Origin of the sequence: Desulfosporosinus metallidurans, from assembly GCF_001936615.1 — a bacterium.
Classification (GTDB): Bacteria; Bacillota; Desulfitobacteriia; order Desulfitobacteriales; family Desulfitobacteriaceae; genus Desulfosporosinus; species Desulfosporosinus metallidurans.
On the sequence record NZ_MLBF01000010.1, the window covers coordinates 19,949 to 41,728 of the forward strand.

Annotated in this window: 26 protein-coding genes; all 26 read right to left on the reverse strand. The window is 45.1% G+C overall.

Annotation, left to right across the window (positions count from 1 at the left end):
• Positions 1-4: 4 nt before the first annotated feature.
• On the reverse strand, positions 5-253 hold the full coding sequence (locus DSOL_RS08705; RefSeq protein ID WP_075364480.1) for a DUF2273 domain-containing protein: 249 nt from the start codon (positions 251-253) through the stop codon (positions 5-7).
• Positions 250-765 (reverse strand): alkaline shock response membrane anchor protein AmaP, encoded by a 516-nt coding sequence (gene amaP, locus DSOL_RS08710; protein WP_075364481.1) that lies wholly within the window; start codon positions 763-765, stop codon positions 250-252. Before amaP ends, DSOL_RS08705 begins: the two co-directional genes overlap by 4 nt.
• A gap of 53 nt (positions 766-818) precedes the next feature.
• Positions 819-1,214 (reverse strand): Asp23/Gls24 family envelope stress response protein, encoded by a 396-nt coding sequence (locus tag DSOL_RS08715; RefSeq protein WP_075364482.1) that lies wholly within the window; start codon positions 1,212-1,214, stop codon positions 819-821.
• A 183-nt stretch (positions 1,215-1,397) separates the two neighbouring features.
• Positions 1,398-2,744: an acetyl-CoA carboxylase biotin carboxylase subunit gene (accC, locus tag DSOL_RS08720; RefSeq protein WP_075364483.1), complete on the reverse strand. Its 1,347-nt coding sequence runs from the start codon at positions 2,742-2,744 to the stop codon at positions 1,398-1,400.
• An 11-nt stretch (positions 2,745-2,755) separates the two neighbouring features.
• Positions 2,756-4,654: an acetyl-CoA carboxylase biotin carboxyl carrier protein gene (gene accB, locus DSOL_RS08725; RefSeq protein ID WP_075364484.1), complete on the reverse strand. Its 1,899-nt coding sequence runs from the start codon at positions 4,652-4,654 to the stop codon at positions 2,756-2,758.
• A gap of 244 nt (positions 4,655-4,898) precedes the next feature.
• The gene (locus tag DSOL_RS08730) at positions 4,899-5,258 is read right to left on the reverse strand and encodes a response regulator (RefSeq protein ID WP_075364485.1); all 360 of its coding nucleotides are present in this window, start codon (positions 5,256-5,258) and stop codon (positions 4,899-4,901) included.
• Between the two features lie 191 nt (positions 5,259-5,449).
• Positions 5,450-6,043, reverse strand: a complete 594-nt coding sequence (locus DSOL_RS08735) for a SpoIIIAH-like family protein (protein ID WP_075364486.1) — start codon at positions 6,041-6,043, stop codon at positions 5,450-5,452.
• A gap of 3 nt (positions 6,044-6,046) precedes the next feature.
• Positions 6,047-6,610: a stage III sporulation protein AH gene (locus tag DSOL_RS08740; protein WP_075364487.1), complete on the reverse strand. Its 564-nt coding sequence runs from the start codon at positions 6,608-6,610 to the stop codon at positions 6,047-6,049.
• 34 nt (positions 6,611-6,644) lie between these two features.
• A complete protein-coding gene (locus DSOL_RS08745; protein ID WP_075364488.1) occupies positions 6,645-7,226 on the reverse strand; it encodes a stage III sporulation protein AF in 582 nt (193 codons plus the stop codon).
• Positions 7,227-7,239: 13 nt separating this feature from the next.
• A complete protein-coding gene (gene spoIIIAE / locus DSOL_RS08750) occupies positions 7,240-8,412 on the reverse strand; it encodes a stage III sporulation protein AE (RefSeq protein ID WP_075364489.1) in 1,173 nt (390 codons plus the stop codon).
• Between the two features lie 10 nt (positions 8,413-8,422).
• Complete coding sequence (spoIIIAD, locus tag DSOL_RS08755) at positions 8,423-8,809, reverse strand: stage III sporulation protein AD (protein WP_075364490.1); 387 nt, start codon at positions 8,807-8,809, stop codon at positions 8,423-8,425.
• 11 nt (positions 8,810-8,820) lie between these two features.
• Positions 8,821-9,018: a stage III sporulation protein AC gene (gene spoIIIAC / locus DSOL_RS08760; protein ID WP_075364491.1), complete on the reverse strand. Its 198-nt coding sequence runs from the start codon at positions 9,016-9,018 to the stop codon at positions 8,821-8,823.
• Between the two features lie 21 nt (positions 9,019-9,039).
• The gene (locus tag DSOL_RS08765; RefSeq protein WP_075364492.1) at positions 9,040-9,549 is read right to left on the reverse strand and encodes a stage III sporulation protein AB; all 510 of its coding nucleotides are present in this window, start codon (positions 9,547-9,549) and stop codon (positions 9,040-9,042) included.
• Complete coding sequence (gene spoIIIAA / locus DSOL_RS08770; protein ID WP_075364493.1) at positions 9,549-10,610, reverse strand: stage III sporulation protein AA; 1,062 nt, start codon at positions 10,608-10,610, stop codon at positions 9,549-9,551. The genes DSOL_RS08765 and spoIIIAA overlap by 1 nt, the downstream gene beginning before the upstream one ends.
• A gap of 138 nt (positions 10,611-10,748) precedes the next feature.
• Positions 10,749-11,189 (reverse strand): EAL domain-containing protein, encoded by a 441-nt coding sequence (locus DSOL_RS08775; protein ID WP_235838743.1) that lies wholly within the window; start codon positions 11,187-11,189, stop codon positions 10,749-10,751.
• Between the two features lie 20 nt (positions 11,190-11,209).
• Positions 11,210-12,883, reverse strand: coding sequence for a ribonuclease J (locus tag DSOL_RS08780; RefSeq protein WP_075364494.1), 1,674 nt, complete (start codon positions 12,881-12,883; stop codon positions 11,210-11,212).
• A gap of 74 nt (positions 12,884-12,957) precedes the next feature.
• On the reverse strand, positions 12,958-13,515 hold the full coding sequence (gene efp / locus DSOL_RS08785) for an elongation factor P (protein WP_075364495.1): 558 nt from the start codon (positions 13,513-13,515) through the stop codon (positions 12,958-12,960).
• Between the two features lie 132 nt (positions 13,516-13,647).
• On the reverse strand, positions 13,648-14,709 hold the full coding sequence (locus tag DSOL_RS08790; RefSeq protein ID WP_075364496.1) for a M24 family metallopeptidase: 1,062 nt from the start codon (positions 14,707-14,709) through the stop codon (positions 13,648-13,650).
• 29 nt (positions 14,710-14,738) lie between these two features.
• Entirely contained in the window at positions 14,739-15,182 is a 444-nt protein-coding gene (gene aroQ / locus DSOL_RS08795) for a type II 3-dehydroquinate dehydratase (protein WP_075364497.1), read from the reverse strand.
• A gap of 102 nt (positions 15,183-15,284) precedes the next feature.
• On the reverse strand, positions 15,285-15,731 hold the full coding sequence (locus tag DSOL_RS08800; RefSeq protein WP_075364498.1) for a LysM peptidoglycan-binding domain-containing protein: 447 nt from the start codon (positions 15,729-15,731) through the stop codon (positions 15,285-15,287).
• 94 nt (positions 15,732-15,825) lie between these two features.
• The gene (locus DSOL_RS08805) at positions 15,826-16,377 is read right to left on the reverse strand and encodes a hypothetical protein (RefSeq protein WP_075364499.1); all 552 of its coding nucleotides are present in this window, start codon (positions 16,375-16,377) and stop codon (positions 15,826-15,828) included.
• Positions 16,378-16,380: 3 nt separating this feature from the next.
• A complete protein-coding gene (locus DSOL_RS08810; RefSeq protein ID WP_075364500.1) occupies positions 16,381-17,889 on the reverse strand; it encodes a type IV pilus biogenesis protein PilM in 1,509 nt (502 codons plus the stop codon).
• A 150-nt stretch (positions 17,890-18,039) separates the two neighbouring features.
• Entirely contained in the window at positions 18,040-18,807 is a 768-nt protein-coding gene (locus DSOL_RS08815) for a prepilin peptidase (protein WP_170871476.1), read from the reverse strand.
• A gap of 89 nt (positions 18,808-18,896) precedes the next feature.
• A complete protein-coding gene (locus DSOL_RS08820; protein WP_139314415.1) occupies positions 18,897-19,385 on the reverse strand; it encodes a type II secretion system protein in 489 nt (162 codons plus the stop codon).
• A 139-nt stretch (positions 19,386-19,524) separates the two neighbouring features.
• Positions 19,525-20,589: a type II secretion system F family protein gene (locus DSOL_RS08825; protein WP_235838744.1), complete on the reverse strand. Its 1,065-nt coding sequence runs from the start codon at positions 20,587-20,589 to the stop codon at positions 19,525-19,527.
• A gap of 131 nt (positions 20,590-20,720) precedes the next feature.
• On the reverse strand, positions 20,721-21,767 hold the full coding sequence (locus tag DSOL_RS08830; protein WP_075364502.1) for a type IV pilus twitching motility protein PilT: 1,047 nt from the start codon (positions 21,765-21,767) through the stop codon (positions 20,721-20,723).
• Positions 21,768-21,780 lie beyond the last annotated feature (13 nt).

Below are 21,780 nucleotides of genomic sequence, written 5' to 3' on the forward strand. Positions count from 1 at the left end.
CCTCCTAGAACTTATTAAAATTTCTTTCTAACCAAGTTGTAATATCTTGATGATCATCTTGGCGTTTTCCTAAGACAAATCCTAAAACAGCAAATAAGGCTAATACCAACGTGCGCCAAAAGCCCAGAGTGACCATCAGCAAACCCAGCAAAAACCCTATGGCTGTTCCGATGAGTTTACCCGGGTGATTGTCCATAGCCCAAACTAAAAAGTATGAACTTTTCTCTCCAATTTTTAACCAGAATCCACTCATCGGACGCGTGCCGAACGGGTCTTCTCTAGACGACGCACGAGCACTTTCACCTCTGTCACTATAATTCCTGTATAAAGTTCGACATCCTGTTTAACTTTTGCTAGTAATTCTTCAGACGTCTTTGGGATCAGAACTCCTTGCTCAAATTGGCAAGCGACCATAATCTGAAGTCCAGTTTCACGCTCTCGAAGGCTTGATTGAACCTCTAAAACGCCCGGCAACGCAGTTGCGCTACGAGCAATAATCTCCCTCAAGGCATCTTGAGAAATTCGAACCTCTCCTCCTTTGGAAGACGTTCGGAAGGAACGATCCGCATTTTCGCGCGGTCGAACAAACAAAAGCAAACCCAGTAATAACAAAAGGCCCGCCACAACCGTGCTTTCCCAAGGGTTCGCTTTTAACCACTCCAGCCCTTGAACAAGCAAAATATAAGGAAGCACCCATCCTGTGGCCATGGCCAATATCCAAAGGGCTCCAAGAATCAGAAGGAGTCCTAAAACATAGGCAAACATTTGTTGTCCCCTCTTTCAGAAGCCCCCCCTGGTATTTCCAGGGGGGGCCGACACTACTTCAGACGGAAGTCTTCTTCTTTGGTTTCCGGTAACGCTTTAAAATTTACCCCTTGTACATGGACATTGGCCTCCACGACTTTAAGTCCTGTCATACTTTCAATGGCCTCTTTTACCGATTCTTGTACGTTTAAGGCAACGTCAGGAATCGCCACACCATACTCTACAACAATAAAGAGGTCTACGGCAACCTCATGTTCGCCGACTTCAACCTTTACCCCTTTGGATAGGTTTTTATTTCTCCCTAACATGTGGGCAAGGTCTCCTACAAGACCCCCGCTCATACCGACTACACCCTCAACCTCAGAAGCAGCTAATCCTGCAATGACTTCCACAACTTCATCAGCAATCCGTATAGAACCGAGGGAATTATCCGTTCCCAAGCTTTCCACGTCTTCACCTCCCACTAAGTCGAAGTTCGCACATCCTACTTCGCACATTTAGCCCTAGATAATTCAACAAAACTTCAGATGGAGTTTACGATCCACCTGAAGTAAGTTTACTATATCCAATATTATGTTGCTATTATAACAAATCAAGGCAGTTCTGGCAAAGACAATCTAATTATGATGGTTCTATTCCCCTAAAATACGGCGCTGAATAAAATTCGTATATACTTCCCCACGGCGGTAGAAAGCATTATCCAGCACTTTTAACTGAAACGGGATCGTTGTAGCTATCCCGTCAATTACAAACTCTTCAAGGGCTCGTTTCATTCGGGCAATGGCCTCCTGCCTAGTTGCACCCCAGACGATCAATTTCCCAACCATTGAGTCATAATAGCGTGAAACTGTATACCCTTGGTATACCGCGCTATCAACCCGAACTCCTGGCCCGCCTGGAACATGATAGATGTTGATCATTCCCGGTGAAGGCATAAAGTTTTTATCCGGATCTTCCGCGTTGATTCGGCATTCGATTGCCCAGCCTCGGATTTGAATATCTCCTTGAGTAAATCCCAAAGGTTCCCCAGACGCTAAACGGATTTGTTCTTTGACTAAGTCAAGTCCTGTCACCAACTCGGTTACCGGATGCTCAACCTGTATCCTAGTGTTCATTTCTATAAAATAGAAGTTTCCGTGCCGATCTAGTAAAAATTCGATCGTTCCAGCATTTGAATAATTAGCAGATTTAGCCGCTTTGACGGCAATAGCACCCATCTCCGCCCTTAATTTCGGATTTAAGGCACTTGAAGGCGCTTCTTCGAGAAGTTTTTGATGACGACGCTGTAACGAACAATCCCGTTCACCCAGATGGACTACATTGCCATACTTATCTCCCAAGATCTGAAACTCTATGTGTCTAGGTTCTTCAACATATTTCTCGAGGTAAACGTCCGAGTTGCCAAAGGCAGCCTGTGCTTCGTTTTGAGCAGCTTGAATCGCTTTGCTTAATTCTTTAGAATTTTGGGCAACCCGCATTCCTTTGCCCCCGCCACCAGCAGATGCTTTAATCAAAACCGGATACCCTATGTCTTCAGCAATTGTTGCGGCCAATTCTTCATCTTTTATGATTTCCTTCGATCCAGGCACTACAGGAACGCCAGCCTCAATCATGGTTTTACGTGCTTTAGCTTTATCTCCCATTGTTTCGATAGCCTCGGGCGATGGTCCGATAAACGTTATACCGCACGACTCACAGATCTCTGCAAAGCGAGCATTTTCAGATAAAAAACCATATCCGGGATGAATAGCATCAACACCCGTTAATTCAGCGGCACTAATTATGTTCGGGATATTAAGATAACTCTTAGCACTGGCCACTGGTCCAATACATACTGCTTCGTCCGCAGCTTTTACATGCATCGCTTCGCGATCACCCTCAGAAAAAACAGCGACAGTCTCAATATCCAGTTCACGGCATGCCCGAATGACGCGCAACGCGATTTCGCCACGATTTGCGATCAGTATTTTCTTAAACATGCAATTTCTCCTTATTTTTCAATAACGAATAGCGGTTGGCCGTATTCAACAGGTTGCCCGTTTTCCACAAGAATTTGAATTATCTTACCCTCTACTTCTGATTCAATTTCATTCATTAATTTCATGGCCTCAACGATGCAAACGGGCTGACCCACTTTGACCATTTGTCCAACTTCTACATAAGGAGCTGCCTCCGGCGACTGGGCGTTATAAAACGTTCCTACCATCGGAGCAGTAATGATCTCTGTATTCGCCCCTACAATGGGTTCAGCTACTTTACCTACAGTCATTTCCACACTGGGCGCGGCTTGAACAGGAGGTTCTGCAGCAACTCGCGCAGCGGCCGTTACTGGAACGCTCGTAACCGAACTTGGGCCTTTGCGGATAGCTATTTTTACCCCATCGCTTTCAAGATTCAATTCACTAATTTCAGTTTCATCTATGATTTTTATTAATTCCTTGATTTCTTGTAAATTCAATTTAGAATCCTCCTTAGACCACAATGTAGTCTGTGTTGTCTTAACTTCCTTTGTTTCCTTAGTTGGCTTGGCTTCCTTCGTTTCCTCACGTGTTATAGCGCCCCGTTGTCTCTCCTCAAAAAACTTCTTGGCAACTTGAGGAAACATCGCATAACTGATGACATCTTCTGGGGAACGAGCTAATCCTACACATTCTCGTTCAGCCTTAGCTAAACCGGGTTCCAGTTTATCTGCAGGACGAACGGTCAGCGGTTCTTCATCCCCAATAATTTTCTTTTGGATTTCAAGGTCTACAGGAGCTGGAGGACGGCCATATAAACCACGCACATAGGCCTTGACTTCACCAGGTATTAATTTATATCTTGCCCCGCTAAGAACATTTAATACAGCTTGTGTCCCGACGATTTGACTCGTAGGAGTAACCAGCGGTGGATAACCTAATTCCGCCCGGACCTTCGGAATCTCCTCCAGCACCTCATGAATACGTTCCAGTGCCCCTTGTTCTTCTAGTTGAGAGACAAGATTGGAAATCATCCCCCCAGGAACCTGATGTTCAAAGACTCTCATATCTGTAATACGAGTTACCCCGCGGTCAAAGCCGCGGCTTTTACGCAATGCTTCAAAATACTTGGCGATATGGAACAAATGACGAAGATTCAAGCCCGTATCATAATCAGTTTCTTGGAACGCCCGGACGACTGTTTCGACAGGAGGTTGACTTGCACCAAATGCCAAGGGAACACTGGCAGTATCGATGACATCTACACCTGCTTCGGCTGCCTTTAGGTATGCCCCTACGGCCATTCCGCCAATATAATGACTATGCAAATGAATCATGATTCCTAACTCTTTTTTCAACAAAGAAACTAATTCGTAAGCCTTGAACGGGGTAAGCAAGCCGGCCATATCTTTAATACAGATAGAATCAGCACCAAGTTCGGCTAATGACGTAGCTGTTTCTAAATAGTGTTTGGTCGTATGAACCGGGCTCATGGTATAAACAACCGATGCCTGAACATGTGCTCCTGCTTTTTTGGCGGCATCCATTGGAACCACCATGTTTCTGACATCGTTTAGAGCATCAAAAATGCGAATTATATCGATCCCATTTTTTACACTCAGTGATACAAATTCTCGCACTACATCATCTGGGTAGTGTTGATACCCAACTAAAGATTGTGCTCTTAGCAACATTTGCAGTGGGGTTTTTTTTACATGACGTTTGATTTGCCGCAACCGCTCCCAAGGATCCTCACCCAAGAAGCGCAAACAAACATCAAAGGTGGCTCCTCCCCATACTTCCATTGAGAAAAATCCTGCCTCATCCATCTCTGCTAGGATCGGCAGCATATCTTCGGTTCGCATCCTAGTGGCCCAAAGGCTTTGGTGAGCGTCCCTCAAAGTAGTATCCGTAATTTTAACTGGTTTCACTGCCGTTACCCCTCTCTGTATTCTCCCCCATCTTCGGAAATTCCTTTAATGGTGATTTTTTTCATCAATCTTCTACTCTGGGAAGACAACTGGTTACCCGTGTAAAACATATGTTTTATTATATGGGGCTGGGATTCCTTTTTCAACGAAATGACCCTAAGTATACTGTATTTCAGGCAAATTAATAAGCTGTCGCATTGATTCTGTGCAACAGCTTTACTCTCACTCATTTGATGCAATTTGCTTAAATCAGATACTTACTAACGGTCTCCAGAAGTTCATCTGGTCGAAAAGGTTTGGCTATAAAGTCGACAGCCCCCCGTTTTAAAGCTTCTAAAACCATACTCTCTTGGGCAATTGCACTACACATGATCACCTTAGCCATAGGGTCAATCGCCAAAATTTCTTCCAAAGCCGCTAACCCATCAAGTTCTGGCATTGTAATATCCATGAGCGTTATGTCAGGTTTCGATAATTTAAATTGTTCTACAGCCTGACGACCGTTTTGCGCTTCCACAATGTTCGTATGACCTTTACGGGCTAGAATCTGACAAATCATTAGACGCATAAAGCTTGCATCATCGGCGATAAGAAATCTGCTCATTCTCTGTGTCCTCACCCTCTTAAGCAGGACTTTGGTCCTATGTCATTGGTCCTATTTAGATTAATTCGCTCTAGGTACCTCATTTTCCTGCAAATATTATAAAACTTTTTCAGGGGCAAAACTTATTTTTTATACCAGTCAGAAAGCATAGGTTTCGGGTGGCATCAGTGCAACTAAGGCGGTCGCATTCGCTAAGGCTTGGCGCCAGCCAAGTTTTCTTTTGCCGATATTGTAATCTTATCCAGTCGAACTTTTGTTACATGAACCACAATGTCTTGGATAATACTGACTTCATTGGGTGTTAAACTCGGCGCGTAAACAATAACGGTGACGTTTTCCTGAAAGACATCTGCCACAGCATCTTGAAAGCCTTTAATCTTGAGGAGGTTTTCGATTTCACCTTCTTTCTGTTGTTTTATGCTGAGTTCAAGCCATTTTTCTTGCGCTTGTTCTCTACTCTTGACCACTGTTGAGTTTAACAACTCCGAGAGCATGGCTTTTGTCTCCTGACGAAACTGTTCTCTTTTCAGACGATAATTTACGAAATAGTTTTCCCCGGAAACATTCGGCTGGACAGTTTCAACTTCAACTTGAATTGAAGGTCCTTCCACTGTTGCATTCACTGGTAAACTCGGTTGCCCTGTGAAATGAGTATGTGGTTCAGACTTCATCACCCATGACCCAAGAGCCCCAAGGATGAGCACTAAACTCACAAATCCTCCCACCCATATCCATTTGCGCCCGATAAACATAATTAATGGTCGCTCAATTCTTTTGTTGAACATAGATTATGGCCCTCCCATTACCCGTACCGTAATTCTAGCGCTTGGAATATTCAAGAGTGTTTGTACCGCGGTATGGATTTCTTCTCTCACTTTTGGATCCCGAGCCCCTTCAGCAATAATCAAAACACCGGCTACCTCCGGACGATCCTCCATCACCATAACCGGTTGGGAGGAACCACTTGGCATGACCACTTGGTTGTTATCTGTGACCGCCGTCGTTTCGCGCGTTCCCCCGGTCTTGTCTGTTTCCTTGGTAGTACTTTTCGTGACATTTTGATTACGTGCATACTCAGTTTTCAACCCCGTTGAAAAACTCACGGAGACTTGCACCTTACCTGCCCCCTCCATTTGCAGGATATTGGCTTGTAGTTTGCTCTCCAATTCTTTTTCCAATGCACTAATTCTAGAATTTGTGGTTAAGCTCGCCGTCGCTGCAGATTTTGCCTGTATACTCTGGGGCGGAGTTACAGCACCTTTCCCTAAGTAAATAAAGGACATCCCAACCGCTACAAGCCCCACTAAACCCAGTAAAATTTTGTCCGATGAAATCAATTTCATCAACTTCACAAATCAAAACCTCCCTCCAAAATCAGGTTTCCTTCTAATTTTCTTGTACAAAAATTATTTCTTTTGACAAGTTCATAAATGCCGAAATTCTTTCGCGCACTTCTTCAGCCTTAAGGGAAGGCGTCTTCGTAGCGGTAGGCGGCTGTCCTATGGTAATGGGTTGAACAGGCATAATTTCTCCTTTTGCAGAAATTAACGTAACCCTGACTTCAGCAATCTTGGGCTGATCAGTTACCCCCCCTGTCCCTTCTTCAAATTTAATGTCTACCGTAGCAGCGGTAACTCCATTAGTACCGAGAGCAAGCGCTTGGATCTGATGCATTAGAATCTGACGGTATTGCCCTTGAACCGCATCCCGTCCAAGTTTCACCCCTTGCCCCTCAGCCGCAATCGCCGGCAAATCTTGGGGAGTTGTAAGAGCCCAAGCTGGAATTTCCATCGCCAACGGGGTATGTAAGAACGAAGCAATCGGTGTCAGAACTGCGGAAATCACAAACAAACCCATCACCATTTGCACAAACCCGCGCATAGATTTGTTAGGAAGAAGCATTTCCAGAAAAGTGGCCAACAACAGAATTATAGCCAGATTTCGCACAAGTGTATGTAAGGTCTGCACAGCGCTCTCCTCCTTAGTGCAACATGACCGAAAGGTTTCCTGTCCCTATAACCACGGCGACGGTCATAAAAAACATTATCCCGACTGATGCAACTGTAACCAAGATGAAAATTAAACTTTTTGACATATCTTGAAGACTATCAGCAAGGGCTTTTTCACCAAGTGGTTCGATAAGGGCCGCCGAGACACGAAAAACAAGGATCATCGCTAATAGTTTCACAACTGGTCCCACACAAATTACTATAATAGCAAACAAAGCAATTATTCCAACAGCATTTTTCAACAGTAAACCGGACGTGATCACCAGTTCAACCGCATCTTTGAAAAACTTACCCACAACTGGGACTAGATCCGCAGAATATTTGGCTGTACGAAAAACGACACTATCCGCAACCCCCCCCGTCACCCCCTGAACCGTCATGACTCCAATAAAGACGGTCATAATAACCCCTAATGAAAGTTTTCCAGCAAATTCAAGCAGTCCAGCAAGCTTACTGAGCTTAAACTGCTCTGAGATATGGTTAAAAAGCCTCAGTACAGCGGAAAGAAAATAAAGTGGCAGCACGACGGTTTTAATCATCGTGGCTAAAACCGTTAAACTCCCCATGATTAGGGGTTTAAATAGGGCTGCGCTCGTTAGATTTCCCATAGAGATCAGTAACGTCAACATTACCGGAAACAATGTTTGCATCAGTCCAACCATACGGTCTATGGTTCCCGTAGCCATACCCAGTGCTTCCTGAAAAGAAGTAAGGGCTAAACTTAACAACACAAGGTAAGTCATAACTTGGGCAATTTTCCCCACACTTCCGCCAAAAGCGACCTGAAGCTGTCCCAACACAGCGCAAAGTACCGCTAAAATAAGTAACTTACCGATTAATGGAGCACTGCTTAAAATCTCCCGTCCTAGTATTTCCACTAAAGTTTGCCCTAACTTCTCCGGTCGCAGATCTAATTTCCCGCTCTTTAGATCTTCAAACATCCGTGCCAACGAAAAGCCGGGTATGGCCTGCTGAACATCAGCATCTAATTGTTCGAGATACCCTCGCATTTGGCTCAGATCAACTTGTTCTGTAACTCCCGCTGACTCCGTTGACTGAAAGGTTGTCTCTTCGGCTAGTACAGGAGAAGTTGTCCAACCCAACAAGACAACTAGTAGAAGTAAACTGAAGAAGAATCGCCGCAAATACATCACCTCACGGAACGAGTCGTACCAGTGACTCTGTTATGGCTACAATAATCGGAATTGCTAAAAGAATAACCCCAACTTTAGCGGCTACCTCAATTTTGGTGGCTAAGGCACCTTCTCCTGCATCACGGCAGATTTGGGCGCCAAACTCAGCGAGATAGGCTACGCCAACAATCTTTAAAACGATGAGCAAATAATAGGAACTAATATTGGCTTGATCTGCTAGATTTTGTAGCAAATCAACGATAACTTTGATCTTGCTTAAGATAAGAATGAAAATGGATGCACCCGCTAAAATTGTAAGTTGCAACGCAATTTCTGGACGAATTTGTTTGAGAACGACACTGATCATCGTAACAATCAAGGCCAGTCCCACAATTTGCCATATTTCCACGTTTTAACCCCCTAATATAGGTTAAAAACACTTTTAACTAAGGTAAATAATTCTGCAATTGATTGCACTACAATATAGAGGACCACGATAACGCCAATAATCGTAACGCCCTCAGCCATTTCCTTACGGCCAGATTGAGTCAACACAGATGCTAATACTCCTACCAAAATACCGATTCCAGCGACAGTAATGATAAGATTGAAGCTCACTTTTCCGCCTCCTCTCCTTGGTTAAATCAAAATGAGTACACCCGCAATTCCACAGAGGAAACCAAGATAAGACCACATTTTAGCTTGTTTTTCAGACCATATTCCCGCTTGGTCCTTGATCAAGGCGAGTTGGCGCTGTATTAACTCCAATTGCTTATGCTGCTCTTGTCGATCCGATCGACCGAGACCTTTACTAACATCACGAATGACTTGCCAGTCTTCATGTTTCAAACAAAAATGTGAATTCTGTGCTAAGCTCACGTCGTTCCATGCTATACTCGCTGACTCTCCCCGCTGCAGACGATCCTGAAGGTCTGCAAAAAATCCTTGCCAAGGTGCATCGGTTCGTTCTTTCAAAATACCGAAGGCTTCTGGTAAAGGGGTCGCTCCCCAGACGATTTCCGTGTCCAAAAGCGACAAAGCCATTAAAAACTCTCTTAATTCTACAGGTCTGCGCCGAATTCGGTTAGCCAACCATAAGCCCAAACTCCCACAACCAGCAATGATTCCGACACATCCGAAAATGACCATCACAAGATCCTCCCAGTTTCAAGATCATAAACGCAGTCAATCGTCCCCGGCCCATGTTTTCTACTTAACACCACAAGACGCTCAAACACTCCTTGCTCCAGCAAACAATTTAACGTCGGCCTTTTCCGTGCTTCCTCTAAAGAGCTGGCGTGGGCAGTACTAAGAATCCGTACCCCCGTGCGTAAGGCATCCATCAAAGCAGTAACATCATCCCTATGCCCAAGCTCATCCATCGCCATCACCTGGGGCGCCATGGAACGAACCATCATACTCATTCCGCTAGCTTTTGGGCAACCATCCAAAATATCCGTCCGATAACCCAAGTCGTAGGTCGGTATTCCTTGCCACATCCCGGCAAGTTCCCCGCGTTCATCCACTACGCCGACAGTCTGGCCTCTTAGCCCCAATTGGGAAACCCCGTTGCTGATTAAACGAATAAGATCCCTCAAGAGAGTTGTCTTACCTGCTCTAGGGGGCGAAATCAAAAGCGTATGACAAAACATCCCGTCCGCTCCCAGAAGCAAAGGCAATAACTTTAAACCTCGTCCCGAAATATCTCTCGCGATACGTAAGTTCAAAGAAGAAACGTGCTTCATGGTTTGGATTTGACCTCGGTTCAGGACCGCCTCTCCCGTTACCCCTACTCGGTTCCCTCCAGGAAGTGTCAAGAAACCCTTCTTGAGGTCCTCTTCAGCCGCATAAACCGAACTGTGAGTCATCCGCTCTAGTGCACTGGCAAGGTCTTCACTATTTACGAGATAAGCCTTATCTGGACTACATACTCCGCCTTCTCGACTTATGAAAAAATCCTTGTCAGACGTGAGAACCAAAAGGGGCTGACCCACTCGCAATCGAATCTCTTCAACCTCGCGAAAGGCGATAGCCTTGATATTGCTTAAAATCGAACGAATATCTTCCCCAAACCATCTAGCCATATCCGCCCACAAAACCGCACCTTGATTCAGCCCGGAAACGTTCCCCTCCACTTGCGAGGACTTACCCATCGGTACTACCTCCACCTTAGATGCCTGAACGACAGATAGCGTGTAATGTAGCGACACGTCATTGCCCCCCTTAATTGAAGGTATGTCCTCATTTCTGGTTTTAGACATAAATCCTCTGCAAAAAATGAGGAAGTGTTGAAAGCCGGGCACATGACAAAGCATGTACCCGGCTTAACTGATGACTACACATTCAATTTACTTCAATGGCTGAACAAACAACATCTCCACCTCTTTAGAGGTCACCGCCTTACTAAAGAGAAATCCCTGCATTTCATTGCATTCTTTATCCTTGCGAAAGGACCACTGGGTATCCGTTTCCACGCCTTCAGCGATCACTTTCAGCCTGAGGTTTTTAGCAAGTTGAATAATAGCAGTAACAAGTTCCTCCCCATCTTCACCAGTGCTGATATCTCGAATAAAGGACTGATCAATTTTCAAGGTATCAATCGGCATACGACGCAAATAGTTAAGTGAAGAAAACCCTGTTCCGAAATCGTCTATGGAGATCCGCACCCCTAACTCTTTAAAACGCCTTAGCATTTCTGCTGAAGGTTCTCCATCAGTTCTACAAATAAAACGCTCAGCGCACTCAAAAAACAAGAGCGTTTTGACTGGATCATAACGCACCACAAGCACTCTGCTAAAGTCCTAACAAACTAATAATGAAGTACAACAGGCAAGATCATCGGTCGCCGCCGGGTTTTTTCCCAAAAATAATTGCTTAGGCCTTCGCGAATCATGGACTTTAGAACTACCCATTCAAGTTGATCTTTCAGTAGTTGACTTTCCAAGGTATTGCCGACCACTTTCTTGGCTTCATCCACTAAGGTTCCTGCTTCTTTCATAAACGTAAACCCTCTAGAAATAATATCCGGTCCGGATATAATCCGGTAAGGTTTTCCCTTGGAAAGAGCAACTACAACCACGACCACACCATCTTGAGCCAATTGTTGCCGATCCCGCAGGACGATCTGACCTACATCTCCGACACCTAGTCCGTCGATGTAAACACTCCCTGCTTCCACACGCTCTCCAAACTCCATCCGATCGGGAGAAAGTTCAACGCGAGACCCCAGTTGAGTTAAGGCAATGTCCTGATCCGCATAGCCTAGTGAATGTCCAATCCTTCGCAAGGCAGCCTGATGCCGAATTTCACCGTGATGGGGGATGAGAAAACGTGGGCGGGCCAGGCGAATCACGAGCTTAATCTCTTCTTGATTAGCATGTCCGGACACATGAACTTGTCCCATTTCTTTAGTGACAACTTCCGCCCCGATTTCATAAAGGTGGTTAATCGTCTTCCCGACCAGTTTCTCATTTCCAGGTATAGGCGTAGCCGCAATAATGACCATATCTCCAACCTGAACATTAATCTTCCGATGGCTCCCTGTAGCCATCCTCGTCAAGGCCGCCAGCGGTTCCCCCTGGCTCCCCGTGGTAAGAACCAGTAGTCGTTCTGGCGGGGTATTTCCGACCTCAGAGCTCTCAATGAAGATATCCTCTTGAGGCAGCTTTAAATATCCCAACTCGATAGCAGTACGAACCACGCTTTCCATACTTCTTCCCACAACGCAAACTTTGCGACCAATATCTGCGGCTGCATTAATCGCTTGTTGGATTCGATGTACGTTCGAAGCGAAGGAGGCCATAATAATTTTCCCTTCAGCTCGTTCAAACCACTCCCGTAAAGTTTTTCCAACAGCCATTTCAGACATTGTAACGCCTGACCGTTCAGCATTTGTGGAATCGCAGAGCAAGGCCAGAATCCCTTCCTCCCCCCAGGCAGCCAGTTTTCCAAGATCCATATTTTGACCGTCAATGGGCGTATAGTCGACTTTGAAGTCTCCAGTATAGACCACTCGACCAACCGAAGTGAGTAAAGAATATCCAACAGCGTCTGGAATACTGTGTGTTACCCGAAACGCTTCTACCTCAAAAGCCCCAGCCTGGATGTGTTCGCCCGGTTCAATAACATGCACCAACTGTTCAGGATAAGGAGTTCGTTCTTGTAACTTTGCCCGCACTAAACCCAACGTTAACTTAGTACCATAGATCGGAATATTCAATTTAGGTAAAATAAACGGGAGTCCACCTATATGATCTTCATGTCCATGCGTAATGAAGAGTCCCTTAATGCGATCGCGGTTTTTTTCCAAATATGTAACGTCTGGAATCACCAAATCGATGCCCAACAACTCTTCATCTGGGAATTTTACACCCCCGTCAATAATGACAATAGAATCTTCATATTCAAAGACAAGTAAGTTTTTTCCGATCTCTCCGGTTCCGCCTAGAGGAATTACACTTAATTTTGATCTTCTTTGTGACAAAAAAACACCTCCTATGGTAGCTACTAAACTTAGTTTGCCCCTTAGGAGGAAATATCATGTCAGCAGAAAATTAATTAGGCACGTTGAACATAATTTCCCGTCCGGGTATCGATGATCAGCACGTCCCCTTCATTGACAAAGAACGGCACTTGTACCACTGCACCGGTTTCTAAAGTTGCGGGTTTAGTGCCTCCAGTCGCAGTATCCCCTTTTACCCCAGGTTCAGTAGCTGTAACAGTAAGTTGAACGGAATTAGGCACATCGACTCCAATAACCTCAACGTCATAGAAAAGCACCCCTAAAGTCATGTTTTCTTTCAGCCACTTGACACCGTCTCCAATTTGATCCTCAGTTAAAGAAACTTGCTCATAAGTTTCCTTGTCCATAACAACAAAATGGTCTCCGTCTTTATAGAGGTATTCCATATCACGACGCTCAACGTGGGCCTTCGGTACCTTTTCTCCGGCATTAAACCTTCGTTCTACGACTCCACCTGTCTTAACATTTTTTAATTTTGTACGAACAAAGGCTGCTCCTTTACCTGGTTTAACATGTTGGAACTCAACCACTGAGAACACATCACCATCGAGTTGAATAGTCAGTCCTGTCTTAAAATCATTTGAAGAAATCATAAATGTCTCTTTCCCCCTAAATATTAGTCTTGTCCCAATCAGAAAGTATAACTTTCGTGTAGCGTAAGCCAAATTTTCATTATAGTTAGCTTGTCCCTTTCTAAAGTCAAATACTTAGAAGGGCCACAAACTTTACTCAAGAATAATGAACTCTTTCGGTGCCTGTGTCAATACTTCGCAACCATTTTCGGTCACCAAAACAATATCTTCAATCCGGACGCCGCCCCAGTCCGGGATATAAATACCCGGTTCGACGGTAATGACCATACCGGGTTCAAGCACGCGTTCTTCCCGCATATTTAGATTTGGCCCTTCATGGATGGCCAGCCCCACGGAGTGTCCCAATCCATGTCCGAAGTAATCACCATAGCCTGCCTCTTCAATCAGTTTGCGGGCCACCGCATCCACTTCTTTTCCGGTCCGCCCTGGTGCAACCGCCTTAATCCCTGCCCGCTGGGCTGCCAATACAGTCTCATAAACTTCACTGTGCTTGTCCCCCGGTTCGCCTAAAAACACAGTTCGCGTGATATCTGAACAGTAACCCTGATAGATCGCTCCAAAATCCATAGTAAGGAACTCACCCAATTGAATCTGTTTCGTACTGGCCGTTCCGTGAGGCATCGCCGAACGAACGCCAGAAGCTATGATGAATTCAAAAGAACCCCCACTTGCACCAGCCCTACGCATGGAAAATTCTAAAGCCAGCCCAATCTCTTGTTCCGTCTGCCCGATTTCGATGGTCTTTAATACTTCTGCAAAAGCGTCATCCGCAATTCGAACGGCTTGACGAATTAACTCGATCTCCGACTTATCTTTCACCGAACGCAAATGACTAACTAAATCAGGCAGAGACAAAAGTTCCGCTTGCGGAAGTGCATCCTTGAGTTTACCATAGCTTAGGAAAGTAATGAAGTCCCCTTCAAAACCAACCCTCAGGGCCTGTTGCCCAATTTCAGACAAAGTCGCAAAGTGGTCTAATCCCGTCTTAATAATTTCAAAATCTGGAGCCTGAGCTTTTGCTTGTTCTATGTAACGAAAATCGGTCAACAAGCAGGCCCTTTCTGAAGTAATAAATAGGGTCGCTTCCCCACCGGTAAACCCACTCACATACCGTCCATTCTCTGGACGAATAACCACATAAGCATCGATTTTCTCTTCCAGCATCTGTTGGCGCATCCGTTCTAACCGATTCATTGATGACTCCCTCCTTGTCGTTGATATAATCATTTTGCCCTTCGAAGCTGGTAATCGATGGCATAACGCATCGCTAAGACATAGCCCTCGGCTCCTAAACCCGAAATCTGACCAATACTGACTGGCGCAATAAGCGAATTGGCCCGAAATGCTTCTCGTGCATGAATGTTTGAAAGATGAACTTCAAGCGTAGGAACCCTTACTGCACTAATAGCATCCCTGATCGCATAACTTGTATGGGTCCAGGCCCCAGGGTTGAGAATTAAAAAGTCATCCGACGTTAAGGCTTGAATCCAATCCAAAAGGTCTCCCTCGTGATTCGTTTGTCGGCATTCCGCATTTATCCCCGCCTGACTCGCCGTTGCTAACACGTCTTGATTAATCTCTGCCAAGGTGCGTGATCCATAATGTTCTGGTTCTCGAAGTCCTAATAAATTCAAATTAGGGCCATGAAATACCCATATGCTTGCCAATTTATCACTTCCTTGCTCACATACCCGAAATTTTATCACAAGTTCGAATTATTTTCCACAATCACTTCACGCCATACCCTTTACGGAATAAAAACCTCCGTTTTACGGAGGTGATGTTTTTCCACTCACTAAACGGGGGGAAAGCACAACGTCCAAATTGCTTAGCATAATTTGAACTTCAGTCGGGCCTCCTTCCCCCACTGGCTGGACTTTACGGATCTCAGTTCGGGGAAGAATAAAGTGAATTTCGTGAGGAATTTTAGGCTCACCAATGCGCCGAAGACGAAAACGGACTCCTTCGACCTCCATCTCGACTTCGTCAAGATAATCCCCTACAAATTCTTGGCCATGATTACCATGAATATCTGCATATTGTTCTTGCCCTTTGAGACTTGCCTTGAATTCTGGAAGAACAATAATTTGTCCTATTTGAAGTTTCAGTGGATCAACACTTGGATTGAGCTGAAGAAAATCGTCACAGTTCCCTCCCCAACGTTGGGCTAAACTATGAAAATTATCTCCAGGTTGAATAGTGTATTCTTTGACCATATTACATTCCCTCCTCTTCCTTAGCCTATGGATAAGAGGGAATGTTTCGTTCCACTAATTTCAATAATACCCCAAATTATACTAGTTGGGAAATTCATACTCCTGTGCAAAAATAAATCTGCAGAAGCACTTCCCCTCCTTCTACTTCTAAAAGTACTTCCTGAACGTGAATACTGAACAATCTCATCTCCTCAACAGCTTTGAGTGCTCTGACAATGTCTTTCCATTGACCATGCAATCTCAGTCGAACCAACCCATAATCCAAACTTCCCCCGTTACCCACCTCTCTCCGTTCTCCAAACCGTTCAACATTTAAAGCATAGACGGCCACACCTTCTTTTACAAACGCGCCTCGGCACTGATCAATCATGTCGGGGAACTGATCCATCGTAGGAATAGTGGACACCTTAGTGTCTTCTTTATTATTCGCCGACCCTGCTTTTACGTTTTGCCAATAGATTTTCTCCTTCTGCAAAGAGCGCAGCTGAAGATACATTGGACGCCAAAGCACCAGAAATGCTAAAACAATGCAAGCTAATATCACCACGACGATTCTCTTGACACTACGTAGCGAAAGACCCCGAAATGGGAAGACCTGAGATAGGATAGTCCGCTTAACCTTGATCTCACTTGGGGAATAAGCCATGATTTACCCACCCCCGCCTAAAGATTCACTCATGTTCACCGTTGTGTTATTTTCAGTCTTATTCTCAACTTGCACTCCATCTTTACCACGTTTTGCACTCAAAGAGAACTCTACGTTGTCTAGCGTAGTCAGTTTATAACTCGTTAAAGCGGGTTGTTCCCAGCCCATGGTCCGAAGTTTACGAATCAAGGTTTGAACCCCTCTCGAATCATCAGTACTTCCGCTTAACGACATACTATCTTGCTTGTACGTGACTTGTTCAATCTCCAGCTCTGAACCCCACAAAGCTTGAACCTTTGCCAACTCTTCTCCAATTTTCTCTGGCTGAATCGTTACCTTTTTCCAAGCATCTTCAAGTTCTTCACGATGTTTAGCCTGTTTCTCAATCCTAGCACCTTGGCTTGAAAGCAGTCGAACCTCTTGTTGCAAGGGTAACGTATTTTGATAGAGCACGAAGCAAACTATAGTTCCAATCATCAAAAGCGCCCCGCTGAAAAATGCCAGTCCACGGAACGTTCGCATAAGCTTCTTGTCCCTATTCGGTTGACCCCAAAGATTAAGCCCAGGACGATGTGCACAAATCCGTAGTCCATACCCTACTGCCACCTCGCCCCAACCCTTATTCTCTTCCAGGAGCTTCTGCCAAGGATCTGAAGCACACGTGATTTTGGCTTGTTCCACCGTTGAAACGTGATTTGACGCCAATATTCTCTGGGCTAGTTGACCAGCGACCGTGTCTCCACTCCAGACCAAGCGTTTCAAATTGAGATCGTTATGTTGTGTGCTGTAAAACAAGAGGAAGCGCCGAATCTCACTTTCCAAAGTTTCTATCCGCTCTTTGACACTTCCCTCACCTACCTTGGAGGAATGGGAGGGGAGTAACGTACGCACACTTTCAGGTACAGTTCCTCTAAAGAAGGCCATCTGAAAACTATCGGACTCCCCCTGAAGATAAAGCACATCTTCCTTTGCCTCAAAGCCCAATGCTTGCCCTAAAACAGAAAATGCAAAATCTATACCCTCCACCCTGAACCCTGCTTTTTCTAGGATCAAGACATACTGTTCAAGGATACTTTTCCGAGTTGCACCCAGTAAAATTACCAAACTTATAGGTTTTTCTTCGGAAATCACTTGGAAATCATAGAGTAAATCCGACCTAACAATCGGCATCTCTTCAGCGACTAACAAAGAAATGGCCGATTTTCTGTCTCGTTTTTCCAGCCACGGCAACGAATATGCCCGAATAAATCCTTGTTGAAGAGGGATCGCCAAATACACCTTTAAATCTTTATAAAGATGCAGTGGCTGCTGTGACGCATAAGTTAAGAAAACATTAATCAAAGCGTTTTCGTTCCGCACGTTGCCTTGTTCGATGAGTCCAGCCGATAATGGAATTCGGTCAAACTTGACTGCACGAGAACGATGACCTTGTCTTATGAAAGGAGGGACAGAAAACCAAAATGCTCGAATTTCTCCATCGGTCAATTCAAAGACCACTGACCTTTTTCGCATAGGGTCACCCCTTTATCGTGGTTCGAAGATCGAAGTTCGACAATCGATGTCCGAAATCCAAATATATCGATTCGCACATCCTACATTTAATCCTAAAAAAGTTCAACTTAACTTCCGCAAGAGTAGGAAGCCTTCGGAAGTAAGTTTCTATTATCTAGCCCAGGTCCAATACCAGTCGAATATTTGAGTTCCCCAGAATAGGGCCAGTATCGCCCCGAGCGCAAGATAAGGCCCGAAGGGGATCTGTTGACGAAAACCTTTTCTACCCGCTAAGAGAAGAAAAATCCCTATCAGTGCTCCCAAAAAACTACCTATGAAAATGGCTAGAAAGATAGAAGGAAACCCTAAGAAAGCGCCCATTGCAGCAACCAGCTTTACATCTCCAAGTCCCATTCCTTGCGGATAAAATCGAGCAATAATCCAGAATAACCCCCCAGCTCCTAAGGCACTGAGCACACTCTCCCATCCCGTTGGGTTTCCCGGTATAAGAAAGGCTCCCAGTAACCCAAGTCCCAACAACGGAAGGGTAAGAACATCCGGCAAGCGGAATGTGTCAAGATCAATAAACGCTAAGGCAATGAGCACCGCCACAAAAACCAAGTTCAACAACAGCCGAGCTGGGTGGATTTCCATTCCAAAACTTAACGCAACGGTCAGATAGAAGAGAACCCCAGTTAAAAGTTCGACCATGGGATAACGCCAAGAAATTCGTGCTTGACAGTTACGGCACTGTCCCTTCTGAATCAGAAAGCTAACCACAGGAACTAGCTCCCAGGCTCTTAGGTAATGTCCACAAGCAGGACAGTGGGAACCTGGGGTTACGATGGATTCCCCACGTGGGACACGATAAATGACCACGTTCAGAAAACTACCAATCAGGAGTCCTAAGAGTCCGATTGTAATACTCATTAAATACAACGAAAAATTCAACGAAGTGTCCCCTTTCCTGGTCAGATTCTTAGACTTAATGTTGGAGTTCAATCTTCCGTTAGTATACTAACGGAAGGCTAATTAGCAGACGTCCAAAGGACATTATCTAAACCTTCATCATATGCTCGAACTTCGGCTGCCAAGCCATCGCCAAATAAATAAATCATGATCGTATTGGTCTTAGTATCTGGAATAACAATTTTCGTGGGATCTGCGGCATCGGCCGCAATATAAACCACCCCAAATCCCTTGTTTCCCTCAGGGACAATTTGTTGAGTCGTCGATTTGTCCAATTTACTAATATATTTAGGTATGAGATTAGAGCTGGTCACCGTGCCAGCAGACACTGTCAACTCAGTATTTTTAGGGTAATTTCCGTTTTCAACCTGAAAGCGATCCAAGGCCGCTTTGACTTGATGCGCCGTCGCAACATCTGCTTTTCGCCGTGCATTTGCTGTGCTCGATGCTATCTTAGGAATCACCACAGCCGCTAAGACGCTAATAATAATCACTACAGCCAACACTTCAATAAGAGTAAACCCTTTGTCTTGTCTGATAGACTTCATCCCCCGCTCCTCCTTCATATTCATTGCGACCCTCACTTCAAATGATCTCAAGTATAGCTAAACTTGTCCGCGGGCATAAGCACACTTGCTCAACTCCGAAGTTACCGTTTTATATCTGGCCTCCGGCCTCTGACTTCTGTTATTCCAGATGTGAACTGAGATCAAAAATAGGAAGCATTACTCCGCTGGCAACAAGTCCGATCAGCCCAGCTAAAGCGAGGATAAATGCTGGCTCAAGCATCTTGGTAAGCCTGTTGAGCTGATCCTCTAGTTCACGTCGAAACATTTGCGTAACATAATGCAACATGCGATCCAACTGACCAGATTCTTCTGCGACTGAGATCATTTCAGCTCCCTCTCTAGGGAAAATCCTGCTCGTACGCAGTAATGGGGCCATTCGTTTTCCCTGTCGAACATTGAGCACAAGCTGGTTCGTCAACTCCAACATTTCTTGGCTACGTAACATACCAGCCGTCAAGCGCAACGCCTCGAGTAAAGGAATTCCGGCATCTATCAATCGACCCAAAATTTGGCTAAATTGGACTAAATCACGAAGGCGATAGACCCTTCCTAGAAGGGGAATCCGTCCCAATAAGTGGTCTAAGCGTATTTTCCAACGATCCGAATTCGTGTGTCTCAAAACAAGTAAACCACTCGTAACCAAACCAAATGTACCCCACAGAAAAAGAGGGATTTTTCGCCCACCCGCAAAAATGACTCTAGTCAAAAACGGTAATTCTGCACCCATGCTTATAAAAAGTTTTTCATACATGGGGAGTACCCAGACAGAAAGGACATAGAGCACTACAATCACTGCGAAGAACAACAGCAGTGGGTAGGCCAGAGCTGCCTTTATCTTTTTATGATAAGCGTATTCCTGATCTAACTCGTCAGCGACTTCACTGAGGACTTTTGCCAGTGTTCCAGTATATTCCCCAGCTTTGACCATAGAGAGCACAAACGAATTAGGGGATGGATTTAGAAGTGCTAAAGCCTCCGACAAGTCACTGCCTGCTTCTACTCGTTCCTTTACACTCTTCCATTGTTCCTGCTCAAAGGATACTTTTGCCTCATGAAAGGTCATCATCTCTAAAGCTTGAAGTAAGGGGATTCCTGCTTCCAATAAAGTAGCTAACCGGCGGGCGAAATGGCTCCACTGAAACTTCTTCCGGGTCGGTACCAAAATACTTTGCCAATTTCGCATTGAGTGTACCCCCACCGGGAAATATCCTTCCTTCCTTAGTCGTGCTTGAACCTCTGAGATTTCATCACCGATCCATGAACCGTGCTGTATTACTCCCTTCTCGTCAACAGCTTTCCATGCAAAACGTTTCTTCATCTCCTTAAACTATCAGGACTCTGCAGTTTTTCCTGGGCAACCTCGTAAGAAACAAGGCCCTTTTGGACTAAGTCCAGAATGGCCTTATCCATAGTTTGCATCCCCAGCTTGGCATTCGTCTGGATGACGGTCGGCAGCTGATGGGTTTTACCCTCCCGGATGAGGCTACGAACCGCTGGCGTCGCCAACATAACTTCAATGGCCGCCACGCGCCCTTTATGGTCTGCTCTGGGAAACAATTGTTGAGATAATATCCCCTGTAAAACGGCCGCCAGTTGCACGCGGATTTGCTGCTGTTGATGCGGTGGGAAAACATCAATCATTCGATCCACTGACTGGGTTGCATCATTCGTATGCAACGTACTGAAGACTAAGTGCCCGGTTTCAGCAGCTGTAACAGCAGTTGCAATCGTTTCTAAATCTCGCATCTCGCCTACTAAAATTACATCTGGATCTTGGCGCAAGACAGCGCGCAACGCATTCGTAAACGATTGAGTATCATTACCAACTTCCCGTTGATTGACTAAACTCAATTTATGGCGGTGTAAATATTCTATAGGGTCTTCGATCGTTACAATGTGACAAGCCCTTGTGCGATTAATGTAGTCAACTAGCGAAGCAAGCGTCGTCGATTTACCGCTCCCGGTTGGGCCAGTCACTAATACTAACCCTTTATGTAAGCGAGCTAATTCAATGCTCACGGGCGGAAGGCCCAGATCTTCTGGACTAGGGATGACAAAGGGAATCAAACGAATAACCACTCCAATGGATCCTCGCTGTCGAAAAACATTAACGCGATATCGTCCAATCCCTGGCAAACTATAAGAAAGATCCAATTCACCATTTTCAGCAAATCGTTTAGCCTGTTGGTCATTCATAAGGGAATGACCAAACGTTTCGAGATTCGCTTGCGAAATTTTTTCCATCTCAAGTTGCACAAGTGAGCCGTCAATCCGAAGTACCGGTGGGCTCTCTACTGTTAGATGGATGTCAGACGCCTTTTTTTCCCCCGCCAACTGCAAAAGTTCTTCAAGTGAAAGCATGTTTTTTCTCTCC

Excerpts from the sequence above, each read along its gene's own strand:
- DSOL_RS08825 (WP_235838744.1), bottom strand. The coding sequence starts at position 20,589 with ATGCGAAATTGGCAAAGTATTTTGGTACCGACCCGGAAGAAGTTTCAG.
- amaP (WP_075364481.1), bottom strand. The coding sequence starts at position 765 with ATGTTTGCCTATGTTTTAGGACTCCTTCTGATTCTTGGAGCCCTTTGG.
- DSOL_RS08820 (WP_139314415.1), bottom strand. The coding sequence starts at position 19,385 with ATGAAGTCTATCAGACAAGACAAAGGGTTTACTCTTATTGAAGTGTTG.
- accC (WP_075364483.1), bottom strand. The coding sequence starts at position 2,744 with ATGTTTAAGAAAATACTGATCGCAAATCGTGGCGAAATCGCGTTGCGC.
- DSOL_RS08830 (WP_075364502.1), bottom strand. The coding sequence starts at position 21,767 with ATGCTTTCACTTGAAGAACTTTTGCAGTTGGCGGGGGAAAAAAAGGCG.
- DSOL_RS08735 (WP_075364486.1), bottom strand. The coding sequence starts at position 6,043 with ATGTTCAACAAAAGAATTGAGCGACCATTAATTATGTTTATCGGGCGC.
- DSOL_RS08800 (WP_075364498.1), bottom strand. The coding sequence starts at position 15,731 with ATGGTCAAAGAATACACTATTCAACCTGGAGATAATTTTCATAGTTTA.
- DSOL_RS08790 (WP_075364496.1), bottom strand. The coding sequence starts at position 14,709 with ATGAATCGGTTAGAACGGATGCGCCAACAGATGCTGGAAGAGAAAATC.
- DSOL_RS08805 (WP_075364499.1), bottom strand. The coding sequence starts at position 16,377 with ATGGCTTATTCCCCAAGTGAGATCAAGGTTAAGCGGACTATCCTATCT.
- DSOL_RS08730 (WP_075364485.1), bottom strand. The coding sequence starts at position 5,258 with ATGAGCAGATTTCTTATCGCCGATGATGCAAGCTTTATGCGTCTAATG.
- efp (WP_075364495.1), bottom strand. The coding sequence starts at position 13,515 with ATGATTTCTTCAAATGATTTTAAGACAGGACTGACTATTCAACTCGAT.
- DSOL_RS08705 (WP_075364480.1), bottom strand. The coding sequence starts at position 253 with ATGAGTGGATTCTGGTTAAAAATTGGAGAGAAAAGTTCATACTTTTTA.
- DSOL_RS08765 (WP_075364492.1), bottom strand. The coding sequence starts at position 9,549 with ATGGTCATTTTCGGATGTGTCGGAATCATTGCTGGTTGTGGGAGTTTG.
- DSOL_RS08810 (WP_075364500.1), bottom strand. The coding sequence starts at position 17,889 with ATGCGAAAAAGGTCAGTGGTCTTTGAATTGACCGATGGAGAAATTCGA.